The sequence below is a fragment of the Variovorax sp. HJSM1_2 genome (genome assembly GCF_049316285.1).
Taxonomy (GTDB): Bacteria; Pseudomonadota; Gammaproteobacteria; order Burkholderiales; family Burkholderiaceae_C; genus Rhodoferax_B.
Genome location: NZ_JBMOXA010000002.1, coordinates 315,090 through 341,098 on the forward strand (window position 1 = coordinate 315,090; position 26,009 = coordinate 341,098).

The 26,009-nt window shown below is 62.2% G+C and carries 25 protein-coding genes; 12 read left to right on the forward strand and 13 right to left on the reverse strand.

From position 1 onward, the window contains the following. Position 1: 1 nt before the first annotated feature. Positions 2 to 889, reverse strand: a complete 888-nt coding sequence (locus ACFQ95_RS03915) for a LysR family transcriptional regulator (RefSeq protein WP_422829490.1) — start codon at positions 887 to 889, stop codon at positions 2 to 4. A 354-nt stretch (positions 890 to 1,243) separates the two neighbouring features. Between ACFQ95_RS03915 and ACFQ95_RS03920 the strand changes: the two genes are divergently transcribed. From ACFQ95_RS03920 to ACFQ95_RS03950, 7 genes are all read left to right on the forward strand, one after another. Next, positions 1,244 to 2,152 (forward strand): alpha/beta hydrolase, encoded by a 909-nt coding sequence (locus tag ACFQ95_RS03920; RefSeq protein ID WP_422829491.1) that lies wholly within the window; start codon positions 1,244 to 1,246, stop codon positions 2,150 to 2,152. Positions 2,153 to 2,190: 38 nt separating this feature from the next. After that, on the forward strand, positions 2,191 to 3,135 hold the full coding sequence (locus ACFQ95_RS03925; RefSeq protein ID WP_422829492.1) for an ABC transporter permease: 945 nt from the start codon (positions 2,191 to 2,193) through the stop codon (positions 3,133 to 3,135). Then, complete coding sequence (locus ACFQ95_RS03930) at positions 3,132 to 3,953, forward strand: ABC transporter permease (protein WP_422829493.1); 822 nt, start codon at positions 3,132 to 3,134, stop codon at positions 3,951 to 3,953. The genes ACFQ95_RS03925 and ACFQ95_RS03930 overlap by 4 nt, the downstream gene beginning before the upstream one ends. Before the next feature lie 29 nt (positions 3,954 to 3,982). After that, positions 3,983 to 5,656, forward strand: coding sequence for an ABC transporter ATP-binding protein (locus ACFQ95_RS03935; RefSeq protein ID WP_422829494.1), 1,674 nt, complete (start codon positions 3,983 to 3,985; stop codon positions 5,654 to 5,656). Positions 5,657 to 5,752: 96 nt separating this feature from the next. Beyond that, positions 5,753 to 7,279 carry an ABC transporter substrate-binding protein gene (locus tag ACFQ95_RS03940; protein WP_422829558.1) on the forward strand — a complete coding sequence of 509 codons (1,527 nt, stop codon included), beginning with the start codon at positions 5,753 to 5,755 and terminating at the stop codon, positions 7,277 to 7,279. Positions 7,280 to 7,380: 101 nt separating this feature from the next. Further along, positions 7,381 to 8,514 carry a C45 family autoproteolytic acyltransferase/hydolase gene (locus tag ACFQ95_RS03945; protein WP_422829559.1) on the forward strand — a complete coding sequence of 378 codons (1,134 nt, stop codon included), beginning with the start codon at positions 7,381 to 7,383 and terminating at the stop codon, positions 8,512 to 8,514. Positions 8,515 to 8,785: 271 nt separating this feature from the next. Beyond that, on the forward strand, positions 8,786 to 10,102 hold the full coding sequence (locus ACFQ95_RS03950) for an amidohydrolase family protein (RefSeq protein ID WP_422829495.1): 1,317 nt from the start codon (positions 8,786 to 8,788) through the stop codon (positions 10,100 to 10,102). A 23-nt stretch (positions 10,103 to 10,125) separates the two neighbouring features. On the opposite strand, the gene ACFQ95_RS03955 is transcribed toward ACFQ95_RS03950, so the two are convergent. The 10 genes from ACFQ95_RS03955 to ACFQ95_RS04000 all read right to left on the reverse strand — a co-directional run bounded on the left by ACFQ95_RS03955 (position 10,126) and on the right by ACFQ95_RS04000 (position 20,720). Further along, positions 10,126 to 10,896 carry an aldolase gene (locus ACFQ95_RS03955; protein WP_422829496.1) on the reverse strand — a complete coding sequence of 257 codons (771 nt, stop codon included), beginning with the start codon at positions 10,894 to 10,896 and terminating at the stop codon, positions 10,126 to 10,128. Between the two features lie 281 nt (positions 10,897 to 11,177). Then, positions 11,178 to 12,323: a molecular chaperone DnaJ gene (gene dnaJ, locus ACFQ95_RS03960; RefSeq protein WP_422829497.1), complete on the reverse strand. Its 1,146-nt coding sequence runs from the start codon at positions 12,321 to 12,323 to the stop codon at positions 11,178 to 11,180. Between the two features lie 110 nt (positions 12,324 to 12,433). Then, entirely contained in the window at positions 12,434 to 14,389 is a 1,956-nt protein-coding gene (gene dnaK / locus ACFQ95_RS03965; RefSeq protein ID WP_422829499.1) for a molecular chaperone DnaK, read from the reverse strand. Positions 14,390 to 14,520: 131 nt separating this feature from the next. Next, positions 14,521 to 15,078 carry a nucleotide exchange factor GrpE gene (gene grpE / locus ACFQ95_RS03970; protein ID WP_422829500.1) on the reverse strand — a complete coding sequence of 186 codons (558 nt, stop codon included), beginning with the start codon at positions 15,076 to 15,078 and terminating at the stop codon, positions 14,521 to 14,523. 185 nt (positions 15,079 to 15,263) lie between these two features. Then, on the reverse strand, positions 15,264 to 15,617 hold the full coding sequence (locus ACFQ95_RS03975; RefSeq protein WP_422829501.1) for an FKBP-type peptidyl-prolyl cis-trans isomerase: 354 nt from the start codon (positions 15,615 to 15,617) through the stop codon (positions 15,264 to 15,266). A gap of 133 nt (positions 15,618 to 15,750) precedes the next feature. Beyond that, positions 15,751 to 16,938, reverse strand: a complete 1,188-nt coding sequence (locus ACFQ95_RS03980) for a fumarylacetoacetate hydrolase family protein (RefSeq protein ID WP_422829502.1) — start codon at positions 16,936 to 16,938, stop codon at positions 15,751 to 15,753. Between the two features lie 184 nt (positions 16,939 to 17,122). Beyond that, on the reverse strand, positions 17,123 to 18,100 hold the full coding sequence (locus ACFQ95_RS03985; RefSeq protein ID WP_422829503.1) for an aldo/keto reductase: 978 nt from the start codon (positions 18,098 to 18,100) through the stop codon (positions 17,123 to 17,125). A 7-nt stretch (positions 18,101 to 18,107) separates the two neighbouring features. Further along, positions 18,108 to 18,875, reverse strand: coding sequence for an SDR family NAD(P)-dependent oxidoreductase (locus ACFQ95_RS03990; RefSeq protein ID WP_422829504.1), 768 nt, complete (start codon positions 18,873 to 18,875; stop codon positions 18,108 to 18,110). A gap of 2 nt (positions 18,876 to 18,877) precedes the next feature. After that, the gene (locus tag ACFQ95_RS03995) at positions 18,878 to 19,852 is read right to left on the reverse strand and encodes an ABC transporter substrate-binding protein (RefSeq protein WP_422829505.1); all 975 of its coding nucleotides are present in this window, start codon (positions 19,850 to 19,852) and stop codon (positions 18,878 to 18,880) included. Positions 19,853 to 19,913: 61 nt separating this feature from the next. Next, positions 19,914 to 20,720, reverse strand: a complete 807-nt coding sequence (locus tag ACFQ95_RS04000) for an ABC transporter permease (protein WP_422829506.1) — start codon at positions 20,718 to 20,720, stop codon at positions 19,914 to 19,916. 129 nt (positions 20,721 to 20,849) lie between these two features. Between ACFQ95_RS04000 and ACFQ95_RS04005 the strand changes: the two genes are divergently transcribed. Genes ACFQ95_RS04005 through ACFQ95_RS04025 form a run of 5 tightly spaced genes read left to right on the forward strand, consistent with a single transcriptional unit; the run spans position 20,850 to position 24,905 of the window. Beyond that, on the forward strand, positions 20,850 to 21,650 hold the full coding sequence (locus ACFQ95_RS04005; protein WP_422829507.1) for an IclR family transcriptional regulator: 801 nt from the start codon (positions 20,850 to 20,852) through the stop codon (positions 21,648 to 21,650). Positions 21,651 to 21,701: 51 nt separating this feature from the next. After that, positions 21,702 to 22,505 (forward strand): ABC transporter ATP-binding protein, encoded by an 804-nt coding sequence (locus tag ACFQ95_RS04010; protein ID WP_422829508.1) that lies wholly within the window; start codon positions 21,702 to 21,704, stop codon positions 22,503 to 22,505. After that, on the forward strand, positions 22,502 to 23,323 hold the full coding sequence (locus tag ACFQ95_RS04015) for a hydratase (RefSeq protein ID WP_422829509.1): 822 nt from the start codon (positions 22,502 to 22,504) through the stop codon (positions 23,321 to 23,323). The genes ACFQ95_RS04010 and ACFQ95_RS04015 overlap by 4 nt, the downstream gene beginning before the upstream one ends. Continuing rightward, on the forward strand, positions 23,320 to 24,222 hold the full coding sequence (locus ACFQ95_RS04020; protein WP_422829510.1) for a fumarylacetoacetate hydrolase family protein: 903 nt from the start codon (positions 23,320 to 23,322) through the stop codon (positions 24,220 to 24,222). Before ACFQ95_RS04015 ends, ACFQ95_RS04020 begins: the two co-directional genes overlap by 4 nt. Next, positions 24,219 to 24,905, forward strand: a complete 687-nt coding sequence (locus ACFQ95_RS04025) for a hypothetical protein (protein ID WP_422829511.1) — start codon at positions 24,219 to 24,221, stop codon at positions 24,903 to 24,905. Before ACFQ95_RS04020 ends, ACFQ95_RS04025 begins: the two co-directional genes overlap by 4 nt. A gap of 64 nt (positions 24,906 to 24,969) precedes the next feature. Here the strand turns inward: ACFQ95_RS04025 and ACFQ95_RS04030 are convergent, their stop codons facing one another. Beyond that, positions 24,970 to 25,320, reverse strand: a complete 351-nt coding sequence (locus ACFQ95_RS04030; protein WP_422829512.1) for a winged helix-turn-helix transcriptional regulator — start codon at positions 25,318 to 25,320, stop codon at positions 24,970 to 24,972. A gap of 217 nt (positions 25,321 to 25,537) precedes the next feature. Continuing rightward, complete coding sequence (locus tag ACFQ95_RS04035) at positions 25,538 to 25,996, reverse strand: MarR family winged helix-turn-helix transcriptional regulator (RefSeq protein WP_422829513.1); 459 nt, start codon at positions 25,994 to 25,996, stop codon at positions 25,538 to 25,540. Positions 25,997 to 26,009 lie beyond the last annotated feature (13 nt).

Below are 26,009 nucleotides of genomic sequence, written 5' to 3' on the forward strand. Positions count from 1 at the left end.
GTCAGCTCTGCTTTTCCGCCAACACGGCAATCAACTGGCGGCGGATGATGGCCGTGATGTGCTCACGGCCTACCTGCTCCAGGATGCCGATTTGCCGCGTCACCGGGCGCCCCGGCAGACGCAGCACACACAGGCTGCTGTCGTTCTCCCAGTCGGCGCCCTTTTGCAGCGGCACAATCGTCACGCCCACGTTTTGCCGCACCAACTCGACAATCGCTGAGACGGCGCTGAGCTCCAGCAGGTCCTGCGGCACCTGGCCCAGCTTGCGCAGGGTTTGTTCTATGCGCACACCGCTCACGGTGCGCCGGTCAAAACGCAGAAACGGCTGGTCGCGCAGCAGCGCCTTGATGTTGCTGCCCGGCCCGGCCACCTGTGAGCTGGCAATCATGGCCAGCGGCTCCACGTACAGCGGCGTCCACAACAGGCCGCGTAACTCTTGCTGCGAGTCCTCCACAAAGATGGCCGCGTCGACATTGCCGTTTTTCACACTTTGCGCCAGGCCACTCGACTCCTGCATCACCAGGCGCACGTTCAGCTTGGGGTAGATGGGCTTCAACTGCAGCATGGTGCGCGACAGCAGCCCCATGGCCGAGACGATGCAGCCCACGGTGACGGTGCCGGCGATGTCGTTCTCGTCGTTCAAACCGGCACGCATCTCGTCGTAGCAGCCTATGATTTTTTCGGCGTGTGGAATCAACGCGCGCCCAGCTTCGGACAACACCACACCTCGCCCGGAGCGCGCGAACAGTGCGGTTTTCAGTTCGTTCTCGAGTGCCCGCATTTGCAGCCCCACCGCCGCCTGGGTCAGCGCCACCCTGCCCGAGGCTTCGACAAATGAGCCGCTTTGCGCCACGGCCAGAAAGGTGCGCAGAAAACGAATGGTGCTCATGCTGAAACCTCTAAATACTAAATAAGACCTTTAGTATCTTAAAAGAAAATATGGATATATCTTTTTGAATCTTTGACGAACAATTCCATCAGACAAATGGTTGACATCTGAATCTGTTAGGCCTCGCCTTTCAGGGGCTTGTGTCCACCTTAGGGCGACGCTGAATAAGTCTTCGTGATGGCGCGCCCCTCGGTTTGGGATGAGATGCAAGGCCTGACTCGTCAATGCAGCCACAGCCATAGCCCAAGCTATGGCGCGGATTTGCAACGCAGCAGCTCGCCCAAAACGAGGGAACGCGGCGCACGAGGGACTTGTTCAGCGTTGCCCAGGCTTTCACCTACTGACGGACATTGAATGGCTCACTTGCAAGACCTCCCTATCGCTGACCCAGCGGAACAAGCAGACCCTGCCTTTGGCGCCCAACGTGCGGCCGCCATCTACGACGTGGGCCACAGCACCATTTTTGCCTCGCGCAGCGACCCGCGTTTTGCCTACTGCACTTATGCGCCGCCAAGCACCGGCCTGGAAAAACACCCGCGCCAGCTGGTGGTGGTGATGCACGGCACGGGCCGCGCCTTTACCGAATACCGCGACGCGTTTGCCGAATTCGCCAAGTGGAACGACTGCATCGTGTTGTGCCCGCTGTTCCCCGTGGGGCCACAAGGCGACGGCAACCGCGACGGCTTCAAGCAACTGCGTGAAGGCAACATCCGTTACGACGACATCCTGCTCGACATGGTGGCCGAGGTGGGTGAGAAGTTTGGCTGCGACTTCTCCAAGTTCGCGCTGTTTGGCTACTCGGGTGGTGGCCAGTTTGTGCAGCGCTTCGGCCTGTTGCACCCCGAGCGCCTGTGGGCCTTGTCGATTGGTGCGCCGGGTTCGGTCACGCTGCTGGATGTGAACCAAGACTGGTGGGTGGGCGTGCGCAACTTCGAGCAGAAGTTTGGCAAGCCGCTGAACCTGGATCTGCTGCGCCAGTTGCCGGTGCATTTGATCGTTGGCAAGGCCGACATCGAAACCTGGGAAATCACCCACCAGGAAGGTGGCAAGTTCTACATGCCCGGCGCCAACGACGCCGGCCGCACCCGCCCCGAGCGCCTGGAGACGCTGCGTCAATCGTTTGCAGCCAATGGTGTGGCCGCTACCATGGACCTGGTCGACAACGTGCCACACAACGGCCTGGCCTGCTGCGACAAGGTGCAGGACTTCCTGGCGGCCACGCTGCGCATCATGCGAGCGGGGGCGGCCCACATGGCGCGTTAAGCCGCCGGCTCCATCTACCCCAACCAAATCCCCACACCATGTTTCGTTTCGCCCTGAACCGTTTGATCATGGCTTTGCCGACCCTGCTGATTGTGGCGGTCGCTGTCTTTGTTCTCATCCGCCTGATCCCTGGTGACCCGGCGCAACTGCTGCTCGGCGATCTGGCCGACCCGGTGCGACTGGCCGAGCTGCGCGCCCGCCTGGGGCTGGATCAAAGCTGGCCAGTGCAGTTTGGCATCTGGTCAGGTCACGCCTTGCGTGGTGACCTGGGGGTGTCCATCACCACGGGCGAGCCGGTACTGCACCTGGTGTGGAGCCGCTTCCTGGTCAGCGCGCAAATCGTGCTGGTGGCCGTGTTCATGGCGGCGTTGGTGGCCGTGCCCGCCGGCATGATCGCCGCCTGGCGGCAAAACCGTTGGCCCGACCTGGCGTTGGTGGGGGCTGCCACCTTGCTGGTGTCGCTGCCGACGTTCTGGCTTGGCCTGCTGTTGCTGCTGCTGTTCGGCTTGAAGCTCGAATGGCTGCCGGTGGTGGGTTATGTGTCGGTGATGAACGACTGGAAGTCCGGCCTGCTGTATCTGGTGATGCCCATCCTCACGCTGTTCCTGCATGAGATTGGTGTATTGATCCGCATGGCGCGGGCCAGCACGCTGGAGGTGCTGCGCCTGGACTACATCACCCACGCGCGCGCCAAAGGTTTGTCGGAATTTGCGGTGATGACGCGCCACGCATTCCGCAACGCCTTTGGCCCGACCTGGACGTTGATTGGCCTGGTGCTGGGCAATCTGCTGGGCGGTGTGGCGGTGGTCGAGACGGTGTTCACCATTCCCGGCCTGGGCCGCTTGTTGGTCGACGCGATTTTTGCGCGCGACTACCCGGTGATCCAGGGTTGTTTGTTGTTTGTGGCGGTGATCTACGTGTTGACCAACTTGCTGATCGACTTTTGCTACCCCTTCTTTGACCCACGGGTGCTGGCCGAATGAAGAAGAAACTTTCTCCCCAAGCGCTGATTGGCCTGTTGGTGGTGGGCACCATTGTGCTGGCCGCCATCGTCGGCCTGTTCTGGACCCCTTATGCCCCGCTGCAGATTAACTTCTCGGCACGTTTCAAGCCGCCGGGCGGCGCCTACTGGCTGGGCACGGACGAGTTTGGCCGCGACGAGTTGTCGCGCCTGATGGCGGGCGCCTCCAACAGCCTGTGGATCAGCTGCCTCACGGTGTTGTTTGCGGTGACGGTGGGCAGCGCCATTGGTGTGGTCACCGGCTTTGTGCGTGGCTGGACCGACCGCATCGTCATGGCCTTCATCAACGCCTTGCTGGCCTTCCCGGGCTTGCTGCTGGCGCTGGCGCTACTGGCGGTGTTTGGTGCCAACCAATACGGCATCATCCTGGCGCTGGGCCTGGCCTACACACCATCGGTGACACGCATCGTGCGTGGCACGGTGTTGTCGCTGCGTGAAAAAGAGTTCATCGAGTCGTCGCGGGTGTTGGGCAACTCCGAGCTTTACACCATGGTGCGCCATGTCTTGCCCAACTGCGTGGCGCCGCTCACGGTGCTGGCCACGTCCATGTTTGGCTGGGTGATTTTGTCGGAGAGCGCGCTGTCCTTCCTCGGCCTGGGTGTGCCGCCACCGGCACCGACCTGGGGCAATATGCTGGCCTCGGCACGTCCCTACATGAACCAGGCCGCGTATCTGTCTATCTTTCCCGGCTTGTGTATTGCGCTCACGCTGCTGGGCATCAACTTTCTGGGCGACGCCGTGCGCGACCTGCTCGACCCGCGTATGAAGGGTGTGGAATGAATATGGCCATCCCTGCAAAAGCATTACAAGTGTCAACGCCCCTGGTTGAGGTTTCCGGCCTGAGCCTGGCGGTAGGCCATCAAGGTCGCGAGATTGTGCGCGATGTCAGCTTCACCATCATGCCGGGCGAGTTTGTCGGCATCGTGGGTGAGTCCGGAAGCGGCAAGACCCAAGCCGCACGCGCCATACTGGGCCTGACACCGCCACCGCTGGTGCGCACCGCCGGGCGCATTCTGTTTGAGGGTGAAGACCTTTCGACGGTCACACCCGCACGTTTGCGTGAACTGCGGGGTGCGCGCATAGGCATGGTGTTCCAGGAGCCCATGACCTCGCTCAACCCTTCCATGACCATAGGCCGTCAGTTGGACGAAGGCCTGGCCTTGCACCGCCCCGAGCTGAGTCCTGCAGAGCGCCAGACACGTGTGCTGCAGATGCTGACACGTGTGGGCATCACCGATCCCAAAGCCGCCTTGGCCGCCTGGCCACACGAGTTTTCTGGCGGCATGCGCCAGCGCATGATGATTGCGTCGGTGATGCTGCTCGAGCCCGCGCTGCTGCTCGCCGATGAGCCGACCACAGCGCTGGACGCCGTGGTGCAGCGCGATGTGCTGGAACTGCTGGTGCAACTCACGCGCGAAAAGAACACGGCGGTGCTGTTGATCAGCCACGACTTGCCCATGGTGGCGCGTTACACCGAGCGTGTGATCGTCATGCAGCACGGTGTGGTGGTCGAAGCCGGTGGCACGGCCGAGCTGCTGGCCGCCCCCACACAAGACTACACACGCAAACTGCTGGAGGCGATTCCGCGCCGCCAGCCCGCGCGCAAGCTGCCCGTGGCGCATCCGGTGGTGGAAGTGCGCGGCCTGGTGTTCGACTACCCGGGCCACCGCCGCCTGTTTGGCAAAACGCCTGGCAAACGGGTGTTGCACGGCATAGACCTGGCCATACAGCCCAGGGAAATCGTCGCGGTGGTAGGCGGCTCGGGTTCGGGCAAAACCACGCTGGGGCGGGTGATTGCGGGACTGCTCACACCCACCGATGGCGACGTGCGTTTCCGTGGCGGCGCCATCCACAAGCGTGATCCGGGCTGGCGCGACTACCGGCTGAATTGCCAGATGGTGTTCCAGGACCCGTATTCGTCGCTCAACCCGCGCATGACCATTGGCCAACTGGTGGGCGAGGGCCTGCGCCAGGTGGACGATATGTCGAATGCCGACAAACGTGCCCGCGTGACCAAGATGCTGCAAGAGGTGGGCTTGGGCGGCAATTTTGCCGAACGTTTTGCACACGAGTTGTCTGGCGGCCAACGCCAGCGTGTCGCCATTGCGCGTGCGCTGGTGCGCCATCCGGCTTTTGTGATTGCCGATGAACCGGTGTCGGCACTCGATGTGACGGTGCGCGCACAAGTGCTGGAACTGTTTGCCGAGCTGCAGGACCGCCATGGTTTCTCCTGCCTGTTCATCAGCCACGACCTGGGTGTGGTGGAGCAGGTGGCCGACCGTGTGCTGGTGATGCAGGCCGGCCGCATCATCGAGCAGGGGCCGCGTGATGCGGTGTTTGATGCACCACAGCAGGCCTATACCCGCGAGCTGCTTTCGGCCATTCCGGCGCTGGTGCCTGTTCCCGGTGGCGGCATGCAGCTCAAGTGGCGCTTTGACGATGCCGACGCCACAGCTCCTCGCGAATCCGCGCTTGTGATCTGAATTTCTACGACTTCGACCCTTCCATCTTTTTCAAGGAAACCCGTCATGCGTTCTATCCCGTTGAAATCCCTTACCGCTAGGCCTGTGGCATTGGCGATGATGGCCTTGTGTGGCAGCGTTTCTGCGCAGCCACAGCCTACACAAATCGTGGTCGCACAACCGGCGGACATACGCTCCACCAATCCTGGCGTGAACCGCGACAACACCACCGACGGTGTGGTGCTCAACATTGTCGAAGGCCTGGTGGGCTACCACGAGAACGGCACCGTGGGCCCCTTGCTGGCGCGCTCCTACACCACCAGCGCCGACGGCCTGACCTACACCTTCAAGCTGCGCACCGGCGTGAAGTTCCATAACGGCGACCCCATGACCTCGGCCGATGTGTTGTGGAGCTGGAAGCGCTACATGGACCCTAAGACCGACTGGCGCTGCCTGTCCGAGTTTGACGGCCGCTCGGGCGTGAAGGTGGTCAACGCCACCGCACCCGATGCCCAAACCTTTGTGCTGCAGCTCGACAAACCCTCGGCTGTGTTCCTCGACACGCTGGCCCGCACCGACTGCGCCATGGCCGCCGTCATCAGCAAGAAATCCGTGAAGGAAGACGGCAGCTGGGACAAACCCATAGGCACAGGCCCGTTCAAGTTCGATGAGTGGAAACGTGGCGAGTTTGTCACCATGAGCGCCTTTGCCGACTACCAATCGCCACCCGGCAACAAGGCCGACGGTTACCTGGGCCTGAAGACACCACAAGTGGCGCAGGTGAAGTTCTTGACCGTGCCCGACATGTCCACGTCTAAGGCCGGGCTGCAATCGGGCGCCATCGATGCCACACAAATCACGTCTTCCGATGTGCAGGAACTCAAGGCCAACCGCGCCGTGAAGGTGATGGGTGCCGTGGACGCCGGCAAAAATACGCTGCTGATGCAAACCAACGACCCGGTGCTGAAAGACGAACGTATTCGCCAGGCGATTGCCTATTCGCTGGACATGAAGCAGATCGTGGCGGCATCGTCCGAAGGCCTGGCCCACGTCAACAACTCGGCCATACAGGAGACCTCGGGCTTCTACAGCGCTGTCCAGAAAAAGGGTTACGAGTACAACCCGGCCAAGGCCAAGAAGCTGTTGCAGGAAGCGGGCTACAAGGGCCAGGCTATCGTCATCCAGGCCAACAAACGTGCGCACGTGCCCAGCTTCTCGGTGGCCGTGTTGAGCCAGGCCATGATGCAGGCCGTGGGCATCAATGCGCAGATCGAAGTGCTGGAATGGGCCACACAGCTGGACCGCTACAACAGCGGCAACTACCAGATGAGTTCGTTCACCTATTCCTCGCGCCTTGATCCGGCGCTGAGTTACGAGCAGTTCTCCGGCGTCAAAGCCAAGCAGCCGCGCAAGGTCTGGGATGACCCGGTGGCGCAAAAGCTCATCGACCAGAGCTTTGTCGAAGCCGACCCGAAAAAGCGCCAGGCCCTGTTTGACCAGTTGCACACGCAGATGATCACCAAGACCCCGCTGATCGTGCTCTACAACGTGACCGACTCGTGGGGCGTGCGCACGCGTGTCAGCGGCTTCACCGTCTGGGAAGGCAAGCCTTTTCTCTGGGGTACCCGTCTCGGCAGCAAATAAGCGCTGTCGCTTAGCCACTGAATTTGCAGGCCAGGCAGACCACCAGTGTGTGGTCTGCGCCGCCGCATGTCTTCACTCAAAGCCAACTGGGGCTCACCATGATCAACAACATCCAACAGTTTCCTTTTATCTCCGTTTCCGGCGCGCCGTTTGAGCGTGGCGTTTTGTATGGCCAACAGGCCAAGGAACGTGTGCACGGCAGCGTGCGCCTCTACGGTCAAACGCTGGTGCACCTGGGCTACAGCGAGCAGGCACGCAAACGCCTGATCGACTTTTTCGCCAAGCAGATCGAGAACTTTGCGCCGCACTATGTCGAAGAAATGCGCGGCATTGCGCAGGGCGCAGGCGTCACGTTTGAAGACATCGTGATGATCAACGCCCGCACCGAAGTGCTGGCCAAGGCGCGTGCCGAGAAGGTGGAAGCCGTGGACAGCGAACCCGGCGACGGCTGCACTGGCGCGCTGATCTTGCCCGAGCGCTCGGCCACCGGCAACCTGATCCACGGCCAGAACTGGGACTGGCGCGCAGAGTGTGTCGAGACCTCCATCGTGCTGCGTGTGCGCAATGACAACGGGCCAGACTTTCTGACCTTTGTCGAGGCCGGTGGCCTGGCGCGCAGCGGCTTCAACAGCGCCGGTGTGTCCATCACCGCCAACTACCTGGAGTCGGACCGCGACTTCACGCAACTGGGTGTGCCGCTGTCGCTGATACGGCGCAAGGTGCTGGAGCAGGAGATCTTCTCGCTGGCCATGAAGGCCGTGGGCACCACACCCAAGTCATGCTCGAACAACATCATGCTGGGCATGGCCGAAGGTTTTGGCATCGACTTTGAATGCACCACCAACGAGTCGTTTGCGATCTACCCGGGCGAGGACGGCCTGATCGTGCACGCCAACCATTGGGTCAGCGAGGTCGCGCTGGGCAAGCTGGTCGACATGGGCCTGGGCCAGTCACCCGACAGCCGTTACCGCGACTGGCGTGTGCGCAAACTGCTGAACCAGAAAGACAAGCTGGGCCGTGCCGACCTGAAGGCCGCGTTCTTCGACGACTTTGGCGCGCCGTATTCGGTGTGCCGTCCGCCGCGTTTGGGCAGCCACGACAACCTCTCGGCCACGGTGGCCATGGTCATCATGGAGCCGGCCGTGGGCGAGATGGAAGTCGCGCCGCTGCCAGCCATCCACAAGGTGTTCACGCGTTATAGCCTGAAAGACGAGCCGGTGTTGGTCGCCGCCTGAAGCTTTTCCACAGTCTAAGAAAAACAAGCCTGCAACGGGCTTTGTGCAAGTGGGAGGTGCTATCGATTCGGTAGCACCTCCCGCTTCGTTTTTGGGGCGTGCAAGTGTTGTCAGGCGATAGCCATTACACATCGCATCGCAAAAAATAGCATCTATCCCGGTTCAGCCCCGCCACCTACCATCGCCGCGCAGACCAGCCCATGTGATGCCGGCTGGATGCGGATGATGGCGGTTCGCCATCTCCCCTAAAACGATGAAGAGGAGACAACCCGTGAGAATTTCCAAGCCCTTTTGTGGCGGCCTGTCGGTCTTGATGTTGAGTGTGTTGGCCGCCTGTGGTGGTGGTAGTGATGCCAGCTTGCAGGTCGCCAAGGGCACGGTGTTGAAGAACGTGACGGTGGTGAACACGCGCGACGGCGCACTCTCTACCGGCATGTCGGTGATTGTCGACGGTGGGAAGATTGTGCAGGTCACCAACCTGCCGGTGAACACCTCGGGCACGGCGCAGGCGGTCGATGGCACAGGCAAGTTTGTCGTGCCGGGCTACCTCGACATGCACGCGCACGTGGTCGAAACTGCAGACCTGATGCCTACATACTTTCCGCTGCTGATCGCCAATGGCGTGACCGGTTTTCGTGAAGAGTCGGACTCCGATGCCAACAAGGCGCGTGGCGCCAAGGTCAACGCCGATGTGGCGGCTGGCCTGCTCGACGCGCCCGAAGTCATCTTCAACGGTGGTGAAGCCCACCTGAACCCGGCGCTGAGTGCCTTGGCCGCGAGCAATGCTGGCATGCCCTCGATAGACCACCTGGGCGCGGGCTGGGGACTGCTGATGGATTGCTCGACCGAAGAGGCCACGTTGCGCCCGGCGGCCTTGGCCGGAGCTTATAAGCCACCGTTTCCGGCCGACTATGTGGCCAACCCGCGCGCTTATGACGGCGCGCAGAACGCCCAGTTCTACCAGCGCATCTTCGACACCTATAGCGAGAGCAAATGTGTGGCGCTGAACCAGGCCTTTGTGAAGAACAACACCTGGCAAACACCCACACTGATCCGCTTGCGCACCCAGGACTGGGGCAACGATGCGCTCTACCGCGCCGACGCGAACCTGGCCTACGTCGACAAGACGCGTATTGCCGGCTGGAACAAGCTGGGCGACCAGTTCGCCACCTTGCCCGCCAGTGCCGTGACCACGCTGCAGCAGTTCTACGGGCTGCAGAAAAAGAGCCTGAAGCTGATGCAGGACAACGGCGTGAAGATCATGGCCGGCTCCGATGTCGGCGGCGTTTGGCTCATCGCCGGTTTCAGTTTGCTGCAAGAGTTTCGCGAGCTGACCGCAGCGGGCCTTACGCCGCTGCAGGTGCTGCAGACCACCACGCTGAACCCGGCGCAATTCTTGAAGCGTGAAACCAGCATGGGCACGGTGGAGGCGGGCAAAAATGCCGACCTTGTGCTGCTGGACGCGAACCCTATCGCCAGCGCCGCCAACCTGGAAAAGATCTCGGGTGTGATGCTGCGTGGCAAATACTTCCCCAAGACGGCACTCGACAAAATGAAGAGTGATGTGGCCGCGGCCTACGCACGCTGATCCGCCACGGCGCCAGCGCTGCTTTAGAGCGGCGCTGGCAGCAGGCGGCGCAGTGCTTCAAAGAACAGGTCGGACTGCTCACGCTCACCCTGGATTTGTGCCGCCACGTGGGCGGCCAGCTTGGCATCCACGGGTTTGAGCGGCCGGCCTGTGCTCTGGGCAATGACCTGGTGCAGGCAGGCGCGCTCCAGGTAGTAGAGGTCGTCGTAGGCATGGGCGATGGTGTGGCCGGTGACGATCACGCCATGGTTGGCCAGAAAGGCGATGTCCTTGTTGGTGTTTTCGCCCATCATGCTGCTGGCAATACGTTCACCCTCGGCATCGTCCAGCGCCAGGCCGTTGTATTCAGCATCAATGGCGATGCGGCCCATGTAGCGCATGGCGTTCTGGCTCAGCGTGGGGTCGAGTGCGCGTTCCACGGTGAGCGTGAGCGCCGTGGCATAAGGCATGTGGCAGTGCAGCACCACCGCGCGCCCGGTCAGCCGGTGCAGCGCACCGTGGATGAACAGCGCCGTGGGTTCCACGCGGTGGCGGCCGGCCAGTACCTGGCCGTGTACGTCTATGAGCACGATGTCGTCGGGGCCCACTTCGCTCCAGTGCAGGCCGCGCGGGTTGATCAGGTAGCGGTTCTGGGCGCCGGGCAGCATCACGCTGAAGTGGTTGCAGACGCCTTCTTCCAACTGGTGGTGTGCCGCCGCACGCAGGGCCAGGGCCAGGTCTTCGCGCAGTTGGCGCACGGCGGGGCTGGTGTATTCGGCTTGGGCGCCGTCGAGATGGGGAGGCTGTTGCGTCATCGTAGGAGTCCTTGGTGGGCATTGGTGGGAAGGGCGCACACGGCTCCATACATCCGTCGGCGCGCCACCTCGGCAGTTTGGCGAAGTAGCGTGCGCCAATCGGCGGGAGCCCATCCTTGAAATCGTACAGGCTGTTGTGCAAGACCACATCCCCGGGTGTGCCCGTAGCACCGCCGGTGCCATGCCCTCCAAAATCGCGCGCATAAAAAAAGCCCGGCATGAACCGGGCTTTTGGGGTGCTTGCAGCGTTTGCGGCTGGCACGAGATGCGTTAGAGGTGCATCAGGCGCTGAAGAAATTGCGCAGGCGGTCGGTCCAGCTTTCGCCGGACGGTGAATGTTTGCCGCCGCCTTTTTTCAGCGACTCTTCAAGCTCACGCATCAGCTTGCGCTGGTGCTCGGTGAGCTTGACTGGCGTTTCCACCGAGATGTGGCAATACAGATCGCCAGGGTAGCTGTCGCGCACACCCTTGATACCCTTGCCGCGCAGCCGGAACTGCTTGCCGGCCTGCGTGCCTTCGGGAATGTCGATCGCGGCCTTGCCTTGCAGCGTCGGCACTTCGATCTCGCCACCCAGGGCGGCGGTGATGAAGCTCACCGGCACCGAGCAGTGCAGGTCGCCACCGTCGCGCTCGAAGATGTCGTGTTTCTTCAGGCGGATCTCGATGTACAGGTCACCCGAGGGGCCGCCGTTCGAGCCAGGCTCGCCGTTGCCAACCGAGCGGATGCGCATGCCGTCGTCTATGCCCGCAGGAATCTTCACTTCCAGCGTCTTTTGCTTCTTGATCTTGCCCTGGCCGCTGCACACCGTGCAGGGGTCGGGAATGATCTTGCCCGCACCACGGCAGGTGGGGCAGGTTTGCTGCACACTGAAGAAGCCCTGGCGCATCTGCACCGTGCCGGCACCCGAGCAGGTGCCGCAGGTCTTGGCGCTGGTGCCGGGCTTGGCGCCGCTGCCGTGGCAGGTGTCACAGGCTTCCCAGCTGGGGATGCGGATCTGCGCTTCCTTGCCACGTGCGGCTTCTTCCAGCGTGATGTCCATGGCGTAGCTGAGGTCGTTGCCACGGAACACCTGACGTCCACCACGCGCGCCGCCACGACCACCTTGCTGGCCAAACATGTCGCCGAAGATGTCGCCGAAGGCCTCGGCGAAACCGCCAAAACCTTCACCGCCGCCGCCGGGGCCGCGCATATTCGGGTCGACACCGGCGTGGCCGTACTGGTCGTAGGCCGCGCGTTTTTGCGGGTCCGACAACATTTCGTAGGCTTCTTTGGCGTCCTTGAACTTTTCTTCGGCAGCCTTGGCAGCATCACCCTGGTTGCGGTCAGGGTGGTACTTCATCGCAAGCTTGCGATAAGCCTTTTTCATTTCTTCCTCGGACGCGTTCTTGGGAACGCCGAGGATCTCGTAATAGTCTCTCTTGGACATGGTGCTGTAGTTCAGGGGCAGGTGATGAACACAAACGCCGCACTAGGGCAATATTCCAGTGCGGCGCGTCGTAGCATGGGACGAGTCCTTAGCCAGTGTTTGCTCAGGCCTTAGCCCTTCTTCACTTCCTTGACTTCCGCGTCCACAACGTTGTCGTCGGCTGGCTTGGCCGATGCAGATTCCGTACCAGCCGAGCCACCTGCGGCACCCGCAGCAGCGGCTTCTTCAGCGCCTTGCTTGGCCTGCATGTCGGCGTACATCTTTTCGCCCAGCTTTTGGCTGGCGGTCATCAGCGCGTTGGTCTTTTCTTCGATGGCGGTCTTGTCTTCACCCTTGAGGGCTTCTTCCAGGTCCTTCACCGCAGCTTCGATCTTTTCCTTCTCGCCGGCTTCGAGCTTGTCGCCGTATTCGGTCAGGTTCTTCTTCACGCTGTGCACGCTGGCTTCGCCTTGGTTACGGGCCTGCACCAGTTCGAGCTTCTTCTTGTCGTCGGCGGCATTCAGTTCCGCGTCCTTCACCATCTTCTGGATTTCTTCTTCCGACAAACCGGAGTTCGCCTTGATGGTGATCTTGTTTTCCTTGCCAGTGCCCTTGTCCTTGGCGCCGACGTGCAAGATGCCGTTGGCGTCGATGTCGAACGACACTTCGATCTGTGGCGTGCCACGTGCTGCTGGTGGAATGCCTTCGAGGTTGAACTCACCCAACAGCTTGTTGGTGGTGGCGATTTCGCGCTCACCCTGGAACACCTTGATGGTCACCGCAGGCTGGTTGTCGTCAGCGGTCGAGAACGTCTGGGCGAACTTGGTCGGGATGGTCGTGTTCTTGGCGATCATCTTGGTCATCACGCCGCCCAGGGTTTCGATGCCCAGCGACAACGGGGTCACGTCGAGCAGCAACACGTCCTTGCGGTCGCCGGACAACACCTGGCCTTGAATGGCGGCGCCCACGGCCACGGCTTCGTCGGGGTTCACGTCCTTGCGTGGTTCCTTGCCGAAGAATTCCTTCACCTTTTCCTGCACCTTGGGCATGCGGGTCATGCCGCCGACCAGGATCACGTCATGGATGTCGGCCACGGACACGCCGGCATCCTTGATGGCGGTGCGGCAAGGGGCGATGGTGCGTTCGATCAGCTCTTCCACCAGGGCTTCGAGCTTGGCGCGGCTGAGCTTGATGTTCAAGTGCTTGGGGCCGGTGGCATCCGCCGTCACGTAGGGCAGGTTGATGTCGGTGGCTGCGCTGTTCGACAGTTCGATCTTGGCCTTTTCAGCGGCTTCCTTCAGGCGCTGCAGGGCCAGCACGTCCTTGCTCAGGTCAACGCCTTGTTCTTTCTTGAACTCGGAGATGATGTAGTCGATGATGCGTTGGTCGAAGTCTTCGCCGCCCAGGAAGGTGTCGCCGTTGGTGGACAACACTTCGAACTGCTTTTCGCCATCAACGTCGGCGATTTCGATGATGGACACGTCGAACGTGCCGCCGCCCAGGTCGTACACGGCGATCTTGCGGTCAGCCTTGTCTTGTTTGTCCAGGCCGAAGGCCAGGGCCGCAGCGGTAGGCTCGTTGATGATGCGCTTGACTTCCAGACCGGCAATACGGCCAGCGTCCTTGGTGGCTTGGCGTTGTGCGTCGTTGAAGTAGGCCGGCACCGTGATCACGGCTTCGGTCACGGGTTCGCCGAGGTAGTCTTCGGCGGTTTTCTTCATCTTGCGCAGAATGTCGGCGGAGACTTGCTGGGCCGAGATCTTGTTGCCGCGCACTTCCACCCAGGCGTCGCCATTGTCGGCAGCGACGATCTTGTAAGGCATCAGGTCGATGTCCTTCTGGACTTCTTTTTCGGTGAACTTGCGGCCGATCAAACGCTTCACGGCGTAGAGCGTGTTCGTGGGGTTGGTCACGGCTTGGCGCTTGGCGCTGGCGCCGACCAGCACTTCACCGTCTTCCTGGTAAGCCACGATGGATGGGGTGGTGCGGGCGCCTTCGGAGTTCTCGATGACGCGCGAGGTGTTGCCTTCCATGACGGACACACAGCTGTTGGTGGTGCCGAGGTCAATACCGATGATTCTTCCCATTTTTAACTCCTGAAATTTTTGAAAAATTGTGGGGCTGAACAATTCAGCCTATGTGCTTAACTTGTGGATAACTTCTGGGACTTCAAGTCGTTTCGAATGTTTTTCCACAAAAAATCTAAGTTCTTTGGCTCTTACTTGGGAGCGCTGACCGTCACCAGGGCTGGGCGCAGCACACGGTCGACGATGAGGTAGCCCTTTTGCAGCACGGTGACCACCGTGTTGGCGTCCAGCTCGGACGGCACCATGCTGATGGCCTGGTGCTGGTGCGGGTCGAACTTGGTGCCGGCGGGCGGGTCGATTTGCACAACCTTGTTGCGCTCGAGTGCGCTCTTCAATTGGCGCAGCGTGGCTTCGGCGCCTTCGCGGATCTGCTCCACCGTGCCGTTCTGGATGGCCAGGCCGGCTTCCAGGCTGTCGGCCACGGGCAGCAGGCTTTCGGCAAAGCTTTCCAGGCTGAATTTGCGCGCTTTGGCAACTTCTTCTTCGGCACGGCGACGCGCGTTTTCGGCGTCGGCCTTGGCACGCAAGAACTGGTCGGCCAGATCGGCGCTTTTGGCTTTGAGCTCGGCCAACTCGGCTTGCGCTTGGGCCAAAGCTTCCACATCACTGGAGGCCAAACCGCTTTCGACCTCTTCAGGGATGGCGTTGGGATTGGGCTGGTGATAAGGATTGGATGTGGGTTCAGACATGCTTGTGAGTCGAAAAGTTGTAACGCTGCCCATACCTCTGGGCTAAGCCTTTGTTTTCAAGAGGGCTTTGGGCTGGATGAGCGATTTTTTGGCCGATTTACCCTGTTTGGGCAAGAAAACAGCCCCTAAACGACTGTTTGGGGGCTGTTTTACGTGTGCAGCCGCATGCTGCACGCAGGCGGACTTTAGCCTTGGACGTCGAGCAATTCAACGTCGAACTTCAGCGTGGCGTTTGGCGGGATCACGCCGCCGGCGCCGCGTGCGCCATAGCCCAGGGCCGCAGGGATGATCAGCGTGCGGAAACCGCCGACCTTCATGCCGGCCACACCTTCGTCCCAGCCCTTGATGACCATGCCGGCGCCCAGCGAGAACACGAATGGATCGTTGCGGTCTTTGCTGGAGTCGAACTTGGCACCTTGTGCGCCGTCGTTGTAGAGCCAGCCGGTGTAGTGCACCTTGACGTTCTGGCCCTTGCGGGCTTCGGCGCCTTCGCCGACGACTTTGTCTTCGTATTGCAGGCCGGATGCGGTGCTGTTCATCGGAATTCCTTGGTGAGATTGCTATTAAAACAGTAGCTGCTTGCGCACCGTGGATGCGCAGAGCAGGCTAAAAAACCGCTGAATTATGCCAGCAGCAAAGCTGATCTCAGCAAAATCAAACGCTTAGAGCAACTTACACGACTTTTCGGCGTGCCAAGTCGTGCATCAAGGCGCTGATGCCATAGGTCCATGGCTTCACCTTGTCGCTGGTGTTGACGCGGTTGGCCAGTTGGCCGAGTTGTGGTGTGGTCACCGTCACCACGTCGCCGACCACGTGGGTGAAGCCTTGGCCGGGGCCGTGGCGGTCTTGTGTGGGGGCAAACATGGTGCCCAGGAACAGCATAAAACCGTCGGGGTATTGGTGGTTGGCGCCGCTGGCCTGTTTGACCAGATCGAGCGGGTCGCGGCTGATCTGTGACAGGCTGCTGGCGCCATGCATGGTGAAGCCGGGTTTGCCGTCGATCGCCGGGCCATCGACACGCATGGCCAGGTCGCAGCGGCGCACGTCGTCGATGCTGAACTTGTCGTCAAACAAACGGATGAACGGACCAATGGCACACGAGGCGTTGTTGTCCTTGGCCTTGCCCAGCAGCAGCGCGCTGCGGCCTTCGAAGTCGCGCAGATTGACGTCGTTGCCCAAGGCCGCACCTTGTACTTCGCCGCGGCTGTTCACGGCCAAGACAATTTCGGGCTCGGGGTTGTTCCACACGCTGCCCGGATGGATGCCCACTTCGGCGCCAATGCCCACGGCGCTGAGCACCGGCGACTTGGTGAAGATCTCGGCGTCCGGTCCAATGCCCACTTCCAGGTATTGCGACCACACACCTTGCTGGATCAGCACTTCTTTGAGCGCCATGGCTTCCTTGGAGCCGGGCACCAGGCTGCGCAGGTTGTCACCGATCACGGCCACCACGGCCTTGCGCACCGACTCGGCCTTGCCGGCGTCGCCACGCGCTTGTTCTTCGATCACACGCTCCAGCATGGAGGCGACAAAGGTCACACCCGAGGCCTTGATGGCCTGCAGGTCATTGGGCGCCAGGAACCAGGGCAGGGCAGGGTTGCGTGCTTCTTCGGCCGAGTTGGCCAGCACGGCGGCGGTGTCGGCAATACGTTTGCCGGGCTGGGCACGCACCAGGGCGGCGGGCTTGGCCTGTTCCAGCAGTTGGCTGGCCGTGGCGGCGATGTGCTCCAGGCTGTAAATGCCGTCAGCCTGCACTTGTACCAGCACCGGGCCGGTGCCCTCGACCCAGATGCGGCCTATGAGCAAGGCCTGGGCGTGGTCGGCGGGAAGTGCTGCGGAGAGCGTCAAATGTTGCTGCATGAAATGTCTCGTTCCTATTGGGTGTTAGGTTTGTGTTGGTCTATGGCCGCTTCATGCCGAAGTGTGGCGTTGCCGGGTTCATGTGCCATGAAGGCTTGGTAACGTTAAGCGGTGTTTTGATTATGCTGACTTTCGCGCGCGCCCAGGCCGTAAATCGCAGAAGCGGCGCGGCAATGCTTTGGCTTCAGGCATCGCCATCGACGAGGGCGCGCATATCCGCCGGCGACAGCAGCACCTCGGCCGCGGTCAGCGAGTCGAGCAACTGGTGCAACTGGCGTGGGCCTATCAAGGCCATGGCCGGCAATGGCTGGCTCAGCACATAGCCCAGCGCAATCTGGGTGGGGCTGAGGCCGCTGCGCTGGGCCAGTTGCTGTACCCGTTCGCGCCGCGCCAGGTTGACCGGGTTGGTGAACCAGCGCTGTGATTTGTCGTTGGCGGCGCCCGGGCCTTGCAGCGGGCGCGAGAAAAAGCCCTTGGCCTGGGCGGTATAGGCCATCACCGGGAATTGCTGTTGCTGGTAACACGCCAACTCGGCCTGGTCCATCACCACACGGGTGTCGTCTTCCTGTGCCTCGGCGCTGGAGACCGCCAAACTCCACTGCAGTTGGCTGGCGCACAGCCTGGGCAGACCATGCTGCTCGGCATAACGGTTGGCCGCCAGGATGCGCTGGGCGCGCCAGTTGGAAACACCCAGCGCGCGCACTTTGCCGGTGGCGGCCACGGCGGCGAGCATGTCCATGATGTGTTCCACGGGCTGGCTTTCGTCGTCGCGGTGCAGCCAGTAAAGATCGATGCTGTCCACACCCAGGGTTTGCAGGCTCAGATCCAGGTCGCGCTGCACTGCATCCAAATGCAGGCGACTGCAGTGCATGTCCTGCAGCGGTGGGTGGCCGCCCTTGGTGGCGATCAACACGCGCTCACGCATGCCGGGGCGCTCGCGCAGCCACTCGCCCAACGTGCGTTCGCTGGCGCCATGGCCGCCGGGAACCCAGTCGGCATAGAAGCGCGCGGTGTCTAGCATGTTGCCGCCGGCGGCGACGTAGGCGTCCAAGATGCGGAAGGACTCGTCGCGTGGCACGCCCGAGCCGAAGTAGTCGGTGCCAAGCACGAGGCGTGACACCTGGATCGGGCCTTGCAGCCCTTGGATTTCGACGGTTTGCATCAGATGATCAGTAGGTGGCGCGGCCGCCCGACAGATCAAACACCGCGCCGGTGGCAAACGCGCACTCGGCCGAGCACAGCCAGGCCACTTGGTCGGCGACCTCCTCGGCGGTCAGGAAGCGGCGCATCGGAATACGCGCCAGGATGGCGTCGCGGCGTTCATCGGTCAGTGCATCGGCCATGGCGGTCATCACGGCAGCGGGCGTGATGGCGTTGACCAGAATGCCTTCGGTCGCCAGTTCCTTGCCCAATGTTTTGCTCAGGGCTATCAGTCCGGCCTTGGATGCCGCATAGGCGGCAGCCTGCGGCATGCCTTCCTTGGCCTGGATGCTCGACACGTTGACGATGCGCCCGCGCCAGGCCGAGGCCGGGTTCTGCAGCATCAGCGGAATGACGGCGTGGCAGCACAGAAAGGCGCCGACCAGGTTCACCTCCAGCACTTTGCGGAACTGCGCCGGACTGTGCTCCCAGGTGTTGGCCACCGGGCCCAGGATGCCGGCGTTGTTGACCAGTGTGTCGATGTGGCCGAAGTGCTCGCGTGTGGCCTGGGCCGCCGCCACCACCGACTCTTCACTCGTCACGTCCACCTGCAGCGGCAGCACACGCGGGCCCAGGCGTTGTGCCAGAGCCGCCGCGTTGGTGGTCTGCGCATCCCACAGCGCGACGCTGGCACCCGCGCCCCACAGGCGTTCGGCCATGGCCAGGCCCAGGCCGCCGCTGCCGCCGGTGATCACTGCGACGCGGCCCTTGAAGTCATACACCAGCGCTGCGCCCATGTTTATTTGCCCACCAACTGGTTGGTATAGAAGGCGGTGACGGGCAGGTCGGTCTTGAGTTCCTGGTAGTCCTGGGCCATCTTCAGGGTGCGGCTCCAGTCGTCGGGGTTCATCCAGCCAATCGGCTGGCTCTCGCCGCCGGCGGCGCGTTGCAGTGTCAGGCCGACCTTGAGTTGCTTGAGCGCCAGGTCCTTGTCCAGATCGGGCTTGATTTTGGCGATCGCGGCAATCGCTTCCTCAGGATTCTTCTCGGTGTAGGCGATGGACTTTTGCGTCGCGCGTATGAACTTCTGCACCAGCGCCGGGTTGGCTTTCAGCGTATCGGTGTGCGCCGAGATCACCAGCCCCAGCGTGTTGGCGCCAATGTCGGCATAACCCAGGTTGGTCACGGCCATGCCGCGCTGCGCCAATATCAGCGACTGGTTTTCCAGCCCGCCGAGCATGGCGTCGACCTTTTTTTCCAGCATGGCCACAAGCTTGCCGTTGCCGTCCACACGTACAAAATTGATCTTGCTGGCGTCCAGCTTGTTGGCGCTGACGATGGAAGGGAAGATGGACAGCCCAGCCTCGCCGGTGGTGGCGGCAACGGTTTTGCCCTCCAGGTCTTTCACGCTTTTGATGTTGGCGTCGGCGCGCGAGATGATGGCGAACGGCGTCTTGTTCATGATGCCCATCACCGCTTGTACCGGCGCACCCTTGGCGGCGCCGGCGATCACGCTGCCGCCGTCTGAAAGACCGAAGGTGTCGGACTTGCTGCCGACGATCTGGATGGCGCGCCCCGAGCCCTGGCCTTCGCCAATCGTCAGGTCTATGCCTTCTTCCTTGTAAAAGCCCTTGTCCACACCCAGTTGGAAAAACGAGTGGAAGCCGTAGAGCAGCCAGTTCAGGCGCAGTGAGGCTTTCTCTTGCGCCATGGCGTGTCCGGCCCCTAGTGTCAAGGCCACGGCCAGGGCGGCGGTCTTCATGATCTTCTTCATACTTTTGTCTCCGGTTGGTTTTGTTGGGAAAGTGAAGCGAGGAACGAAGGAAAACAGATGCTCAGTGCCCATCACCGGCGGGCGCCACGCCCTGCGGCTCGCGGCGCGAGATGTGCCACGGAATGGTGAACATTTCGATCAGCTCGACCAGGCCGTAGAGCGCCAGGCCCAGCACACTGAGCACGATGATGGTGGCAAAGGTCATGGTGGTGTCTAGCGCGCCGTTGTACTCCAGCAGCAGAAAACCCAGGCCCTTGTCCGAGGCCACGAACTCGGCCACCACGGCGGCGGTGGAGGACAGCGCCGCCGCCACCTTGAAGCCGGTGAACAGTGTGGGCAGCGCGTGCGGGATCTGGATCTTGAAGAAGGTGCGCAGGCGCGAAGCGCCGGTGGAGCGCGCCAGGTCCATGATGTCGGCGTCGACCGAGCGGAAGGCGGTGATCGCCGAGACCACCACCGGAAAAAACGACAGCAGGAACACCAGCAGCACCTTGGGCATCAGCCCAAAGCCAAACCAGATGATGAACAACGGCGCCACGGCGATCTTCGGAATGATCTGAAAAAACACCAGCAGCGGGTAGAGCGTGCGCTCCAGGGTGCGCGAGAAGGCGATGCCGAGTGCAATCAGCACCCCCAGCACCACCGCTGCCAGATAACCCAGCACCATGGGCTGCAGGGTGTAGAAGCTGGCCTCGGCCAGGCGCGGAAACTTTTGGATCAGGCTGACGATGATCAGGCTGGGGGCCGGCAGGATGTAAGGCTTGATGCCTGTGAGCATGCAAAACAACTGCCACACCAGCAGAAAGCCGCCAAAGGTCAACACCAGACGCACGGCCTGCTGGTAGCGCCCAAACATTCGCAAATTCATGTTGTCTCCGTCTTGATGGGCCGCTCTTTGGCGCCCGGTTTTTGTGTTCGCTGTGGTCTTGTTTGTTTGACAGCAGCTTGCGGTTTTGTTAATGTAACGTCATTCCAATAAAAAAACAATTCCAACAAAATGAGACTTGTCAAAGGATTACTCGACCGCTGCCTGGAGGCGCTGGAGCTGCTGGCGGCCCATCCCGAGTGGCTGCGGCTGTCCGATATCGCCCAGCGCCTGGACCTGCAGGCCGGCCCTGCACACCGCCTGCTGGCCAACCTGGTCGAGCAGGGTTGGGTGGAGCAGCAGCCCACGACCGAGCGCTACCGGCTCAGCCTGAAGCTGTCGCTGCTGGGGCAGCAGTACCTTTATGGCACCGGCTTGCCTGGCCTGGTGCAGCCCGTGATAGACGGCGTGGCGCGGCAATGTAAAGAACTGGTGCGTGTGACCGTGGTCGACGGCGACCGCCTGCGCTGGTTTGCGTCATCACAAGGCGCCGCACCTGGGCTGATGTACCAGCCGTCGATGTCGGGCGACATCATCTTGCACGCCACGGCCAACGGCAAAGCCTGGCTGGCCAGCCAGACCGATGAACAAGCGCTGCAGCACGCCATGCGCGCGGGCTTTGCGCAGGACGCGGCAACCTCGCCTGTGGGCGGGCCGCGCGTGGTGCGCACCGTGGCGGCATTGCTGGAGACGCTGCAGCAAACGCGTGAGCGTGGCTACGGCCTGGCGGTTGAAGAGGCCGAGCCCGGTGTCAGCGCGCTGGCGATGGTGGTGCGCAACGCCAGTGACCAGGTGGTGGGCACCATGAGCATTGCCGGTCCCTGTATGCGTTTGAGTGAAGACCGGTACGCCGAGTGCCAGGCCCAGCTGGCTGCGGCCGTGCAGACCTTGCGCATGGTCTGGCCGCGCAGCGAGGGCTTGCCATCCAGCTAGCGCACCCAAGACACAGATATTCAGATCGACAGAAAAAAGAGGAGACAAAACGTGCTGGGAATCAATATTCAACAGGTCACCAAGCGTTATCGGCGCGGGGGGCTTGAAACCACCGCGCTGCAGGGCATAGACCTGCAGGTGCAACCGGGTGAATTCATCGCCGTTGTGGGGCCTTCGGGCTGCGGCAAGTCCACCCTCATGCGGCTGGTGGCCGGGCTGCACGGTGTCAGCAGCGGCAGCATCGAGGTCAACGGCCAGCCGGTCACCGGCCCGGTGAGCGACGTGGGCATCGTGTTCCAGAGCCCGGTGCTGCTGGAGTGGCGCAACACCTTGCAGAACGTGTTGTTCCAGGCCGACATGCGCGGGCTCGACGTGAACGAATACAAAGAGCGCGCCATGCAGTTGCTGGAGCAGGTGGGCCTGCAGGACTTTGCCGACCGCTACCCGCACGAGTTGTCGGGCGGCATGCGCCAGCGTGCGTCGATTGCGCGCGCCTTGCTGCACAACCCGCCGCTTTTGCTGATGGACGAGCCCTTCGGCGCGCTGGATGCGCTCACGCGCGAGCAGGTGCGGCTGGATCTGGAAAAACTCTGGATGACAACCAAGAAGACCGTGCTCTTCATCACCCACAGCGTGGACGAGGCCGTGCTGCTGGCCGACCGCGTGCTGGTGATGTCGGCCCGGCCCGGCAAGATAGACCGTGAACTCAAGATAGACCTGCCGCGTGCACGCGGCCTGGAGGCGCGGCGCGACCAGCGCTTCTTCGATGCCTGCGACGAGATCAACGAGATCTTCTTCAGCAAGGGTGTGTTGTCGCGTGACGTGGTCGCAGAAGTGAAGGCGCGTGCAGCATGACAAACCAACCCCAAGACAATGACTGGTCTGCCGCCATGGCCCAGCAGGCCGCGCAACTTTTGCTGGCACGCCGCCAAACACGCAGCCTGGGCGGGCGCTTGCCTGAAGCCTGCCGTCCGCGCACCTTGATGCAGGCTTGGCAGGTACAGCAATTGGTCACCCAGGCTTGGCCGGATGCCATCGCCGGCTGGAAATGTGGCCTGCCCGCGCCCGGCAAGCTGGTGGTCGGCCCTATCTTTCGCCGCGATGTGCAAAGCTTGGCGCTGGATGGCCCGGCCATCAGTCTCAACGGCGTGGCTGCGGGCGCGTCAAGCTGCCGCTTCGAGCAGGAGATTGGCTTTGTGCTGGCGCACGACCTGCCGCCACGCGCCGAGCCTTATGCGCCTGCCGAGGTGGATGCGGCGATCAGCCACGCCTGTTGTGCGCTGGAGGTGGTGGGCGGGCGCTACAACGCCGAGGCTGCGGCCGAAGCGGCGTTTCCCGAACTGCTGGCCGACGGCTTGTTCAACTCCGGCCTGCTGCTAGGGCCCAAGTTCAATGACCGGCCGTGGCGCGCCTTCGACCTGGCCTTCACAGTGGGCGGCCAACACACAAGCCACGCCGCGCGCAATGCCGATGGCGAGCCGCGACCCGGCCTGTATTGGCTGGCCAACTTCTTGCGCGAGAACGGCCTGGGCTTGCAAGCCGGGCAGGTGGTGATCACCGGCTCCATGGCGGGTGTGCCAACCTGGCCTGCCGAAACCCGCATCCAGGTGCAGTACGAGGCGCAAGACGCATTTGATTTTTCGTTCACGATTCCACAGGAGACAAATACATGAGATTGCTACGTTATGGGGCGCCAGGCGCCGAGAAGCCGGGGCTGATGGATACACAGGGCCGCATCCGCGATCTGTCGGGCCAGGTGGCCGACATTGCGGGCAACGTGCTCGGCCCGGAGAGCCTGGCGCGGCTGCGCGCGCTCGATCCACAGTCGCTGCCGCTGGTGCCCGAAGGTGTGCGCCTGGGGGCGTGTGTCGGCCAGGTGCACAACGTGGTGTGTATAGGCCTGAACTACTCGGACCATGCGGCCGAGACCAACTCGCCCATTCCCGGCCAGCCCATCGTGTTCAACAAACACACCAGCGCGCTCAGCGGCCCGAATGACGCGGTGCTGCGCGCGCCGGGTTCGGTCAAGCTGGACTGGGAGGTGGAGCTGGGCATCGTCATAGGCCAGCCGACCTGGAATGTCGGCCAGGCGGATGCGCTCAAACACGTGGCCGGTTACTGCCTGGTGAACGACGTGTCGGAGCGCGCTTTCCAGACCGAGTTTGAAGGCCAGTGGACCAAGGGCAAGAGCTACCCCACACATTGCCCCATAGGCCCGTGGCTGCTGACGCGTGACGAAGTGCCCGATGTGCAGAACCTGGCGATGTGGCTGGACGTGAACGGCCAGCGCCGCCAGACCGGCAACACACGCACCATGATTTTTGGTGTGGACGTGATCGTCAGCTATTTGAGCCGCTTCATGGCGCTGATGCCGGGTGATGTGATCCCCACCGGCACGCCGCCGGGCGTGGGCTTTGGCTTCAAGCCGCCGATCTTCTTGAACAACGGCGACGTCATGACGCTGGGCATTGAAGGCCTGGGTGAGCAGCGCCAGGAAGTCGTGCCCTATGACGATGCGGCGGGGCAGGCTTGGGCGGCCCGCGTCCTGAATACACGTGGGGAGGCGGCATGAGCCTGGCCGGCCTGGGCGTGGTGGCCATCTGGCACAACCTGCTGCCCGAGGCCAAGCCCAATTTCTACGAGTGGCACAACCGGGAGCACATGCCCGAGCGCGCCGGTATTCCCGGCTTTCTGCGTGGCCGCCGCTACGTTGCGCTGCAGGGTGCGCCCGAGTATTTCAACCTGTACGAGGCGCAAAGCCCCGAGGTGGTGGGCGGGCAGGACTACCTGAACCGGCTGAACCACCCCACGCCGTGGACGCAGGCGTCGGTGACGGCGTTCCGCGACGTCTCTCGTTCCATCTGTCGTGTGGACTTTACCGGCGGCGTGGGCCAGGGCGGCAGCATCGCCACACTGCGCTTCGATGTGGCGCCGGAGCTGCGTGAAGCGGTGGCGCGGCAGTTGCGCCAGCAGCTATTACCGGCGCTGCTGGAGGCGCCCGGCATCGTGGGCGCACACCTGTGCCTGGCCGACGTGGAAGGCAGCCAGGTGTTGACTGCCGAGAAGAAGGCACGCGCCAACGCCACACTTGTGCCGACCTGGGTGGTGCTGGTGGAGGGCAGCCATGCAACCGCGCTGGCTGGTATCACGCCCGGTTTGCAAGCCGCGCTGGCACAGGCGGGCGCTGGCGACAGCGAGCTGTCGGTCTACCAACTGGAATACACCCGCTGCAAAACACCTTGGGCGGCGGGCTGAGCGTATTGATGTGCCCCATGCAAAAAGCGACCCGTAGGTCGCTTTTTTACTGGTGCGGGGGCGTTCAGGCCGGGGTGCTGGGGCTGCTGGGCTCGGCGGCTGCGGCTTCGGCCTTTTTGGCGCGGCCCGCCACCCACTTGCCGGCAAAGGCCTGCAAATCGTTCAGACGCTTGAGCAGGTCCATGCCAGATGGTGTGAGGCTGTAGCCGTCGGAGCCGTGGGTCAGCAGCTCGGCTTCACGCAGCTCTTTGATGCGGGTGTTCAGGGTGTTGGGGGTGATGCCGCCCACGCTGTCTTGCAGCAGGCGGAAGGTTTGCGCGTGGCCATCACGCAGCGACCACAGAACGCGCAGCGCATAGCGGCATTCCAGCAAGGCCAGCAGCTGGTGAATGGCAACGTTTTCCTTGGAACTCATGATCGGCTCTCCTCGAGACATTTATTGGTTATGCGGCTTGTGGCCGAGGGGGCCGTATGGAAACGGGGCCCTCAACATGGCCAGCCTTTGGCGTGGCGGCAAGACGAGCGATCAACTATATCGCAAATTTTGTTTTGCTACTAGTTTCATAGCGAGTGTTGCGCGGATCACCTGTTGTAGCCGCCAAACGGTGCCATAAAAGCCGCACAACAGCCGTTCAGCGGTAAATCTTCTGCAAAAGGCGAATCAGCGTTTTGCGCTCGGCCACGCTCAGGCGCGAGGTGGCTTCGAGCTCCAGGTCGGCAGCGGTGGACTCGGCACGGCGCAGCAGTTCACTGCCTTCGGGGGCGAGGTGCAGGCCGGTGGCACGACCGTCGTGCGGATGGGGCAGGCGGGTGATGAGGGCCCGCTTGTCCAGTCCGACGATGATGCCCACCAGGTTGGGCGGCAGGATATTCAGCGCACTACAGAGTTGGCGCGAAGTGATGCCAGGGTTGTGGCCAATCAGCGAAAGCACCGAAAAGTCCACGATACGTAGGTCGTAAACCGCCATCTTCTGCATGAACAACTCAACAATGCTGAGCGCCGCGCGGCGGGTGTTGTAGCCCATCAGACTTTCCAGAAAGCTGGTGTCTACGGTTTCAACGTGGGGCGTTGCTTGGGTATCTGTGTGCATCGGTGGATTGTGC

Bases quoted from the DNA above. Each gene is read 5' to 3' on its own strand.
- ACFQ95_RS03980 (WP_422829502.1), bottom strand. From the start codon at position 16,938: ATGCAGCAACATTTGACGCTCTCCGCAGCACTTCCCGCCGACCACGCC.
- ACFQ95_RS04020 (WP_422829510.1), top strand. From the start codon at position 23,320: ATGAGATTGCTACGTTATGGGGCGCCAGGCGCCGAGAAGCCGGGGCTG.
- ACFQ95_RS04015 (WP_422829509.1), top strand. From the start codon at position 22,502: ATGACAAACCAACCCCAAGACAATGACTGGTCTGCCGCCATGGCCCAG.
- ACFQ95_RS03990 (WP_422829504.1), bottom strand. From the start codon at position 18,875: ATGGGCGCAGCGCTGGTGTATGACTTCAAGGGCCGCGTCGCAGTGATC.
- ACFQ95_RS03940 (WP_422829558.1), top strand. From the start codon at position 5,753: ATGATGGCCTTGTGTGGCAGCGTTTCTGCGCAGCCACAGCCTACACAA.
- ACFQ95_RS03925 (WP_422829492.1), top strand. From the start codon at position 2,191: ATGTTTCGTTTCGCCCTGAACCGTTTGATCATGGCTTTGCCGACCCTG.
- dnaJ (WP_422829497.1), bottom strand. From the start codon at position 12,323: ATGTCCAAGAGAGACTATTACGAGATCCTCGGCGTTCCCAAGAACGCG.
- ACFQ95_RS03920 (WP_422829491.1), top strand. From the start codon at position 1,244: ATGGCTCACTTGCAAGACCTCCCTATCGCTGACCCAGCGGAACAAGCA.
- ACFQ95_RS03985 (WP_422829503.1), bottom strand. From the start codon at position 18,100: ATGCAAACCGTCGAAATCCAAGGGCTGCAAGGCCCGATCCAGGTGTCA.
- grpE (WP_422829500.1), bottom strand. From the start codon at position 15,078: ATGTCTGAACCCACATCCAATCCTTATCACCAGCCCAATCCCAACGCC.
- ACFQ95_RS03930 (WP_422829493.1), top strand. From the start codon at position 3,132: ATGAAGAAGAAACTTTCTCCCCAAGCGCTGATTGGCCTGTTGGTGGTG.
- ACFQ95_RS04000 (WP_422829506.1), bottom strand. From the start codon at position 20,720: ATGAATTTGCGAATGTTTGGGCGCTACCAGCAGGCCGTGCGTCTGGTG.
- ACFQ95_RS04025 (WP_422829511.1), top strand. From the start codon at position 24,219: ATGAGCCTGGCCGGCCTGGGCGTGGTGGCCATCTGGCACAACCTGCTG.
- dnaK (WP_422829499.1), bottom strand. From the start codon at position 14,389: ATGGGAAGAATCATCGGTATTGACCTCGGCACCACCAACAGCTGTGTG.
- ACFQ95_RS04005 (WP_422829507.1), top strand. From the start codon at position 20,850: ATGAGACTTGTCAAAGGATTACTCGACCGCTGCCTGGAGGCGCTGGAG.
- ACFQ95_RS03995 (WP_422829505.1), bottom strand. From the start codon at position 19,852: ATGAAGAAGATCATGAAGACCGCCGCCCTGGCCGTGGCCTTGACACTA.
- ACFQ95_RS04030 (WP_422829512.1), bottom strand. From the start codon at position 25,320: ATGAGTTCCAAGGAAAACGTTGCCATTCACCAGCTGCTGGCCTTGCTG.
- ACFQ95_RS04035 (WP_422829513.1), bottom strand. From the start codon at position 25,996: ATGCACACAGATACCCAAGCAACGCCCCACGTTGAAACCGTAGACACC.
- ACFQ95_RS03955 (WP_422829496.1), bottom strand. From the start codon at position 10,896: ATGACGCAACAGCCTCCCCATCTCGACGGCGCCCAAGCCGAATACACC.
- ACFQ95_RS03915 (WP_422829490.1), bottom strand. From the start codon at position 889: ATGAGCACCATTCGTTTTCTGCGCACCTTTCTGGCCGTGGCGCAAAGC.
- ACFQ95_RS03975 (WP_422829501.1), bottom strand. From the start codon at position 15,617: ATGAACAGCACCGCATCCGGCCTGCAATACGAAGACAAAGTCGTCGGC.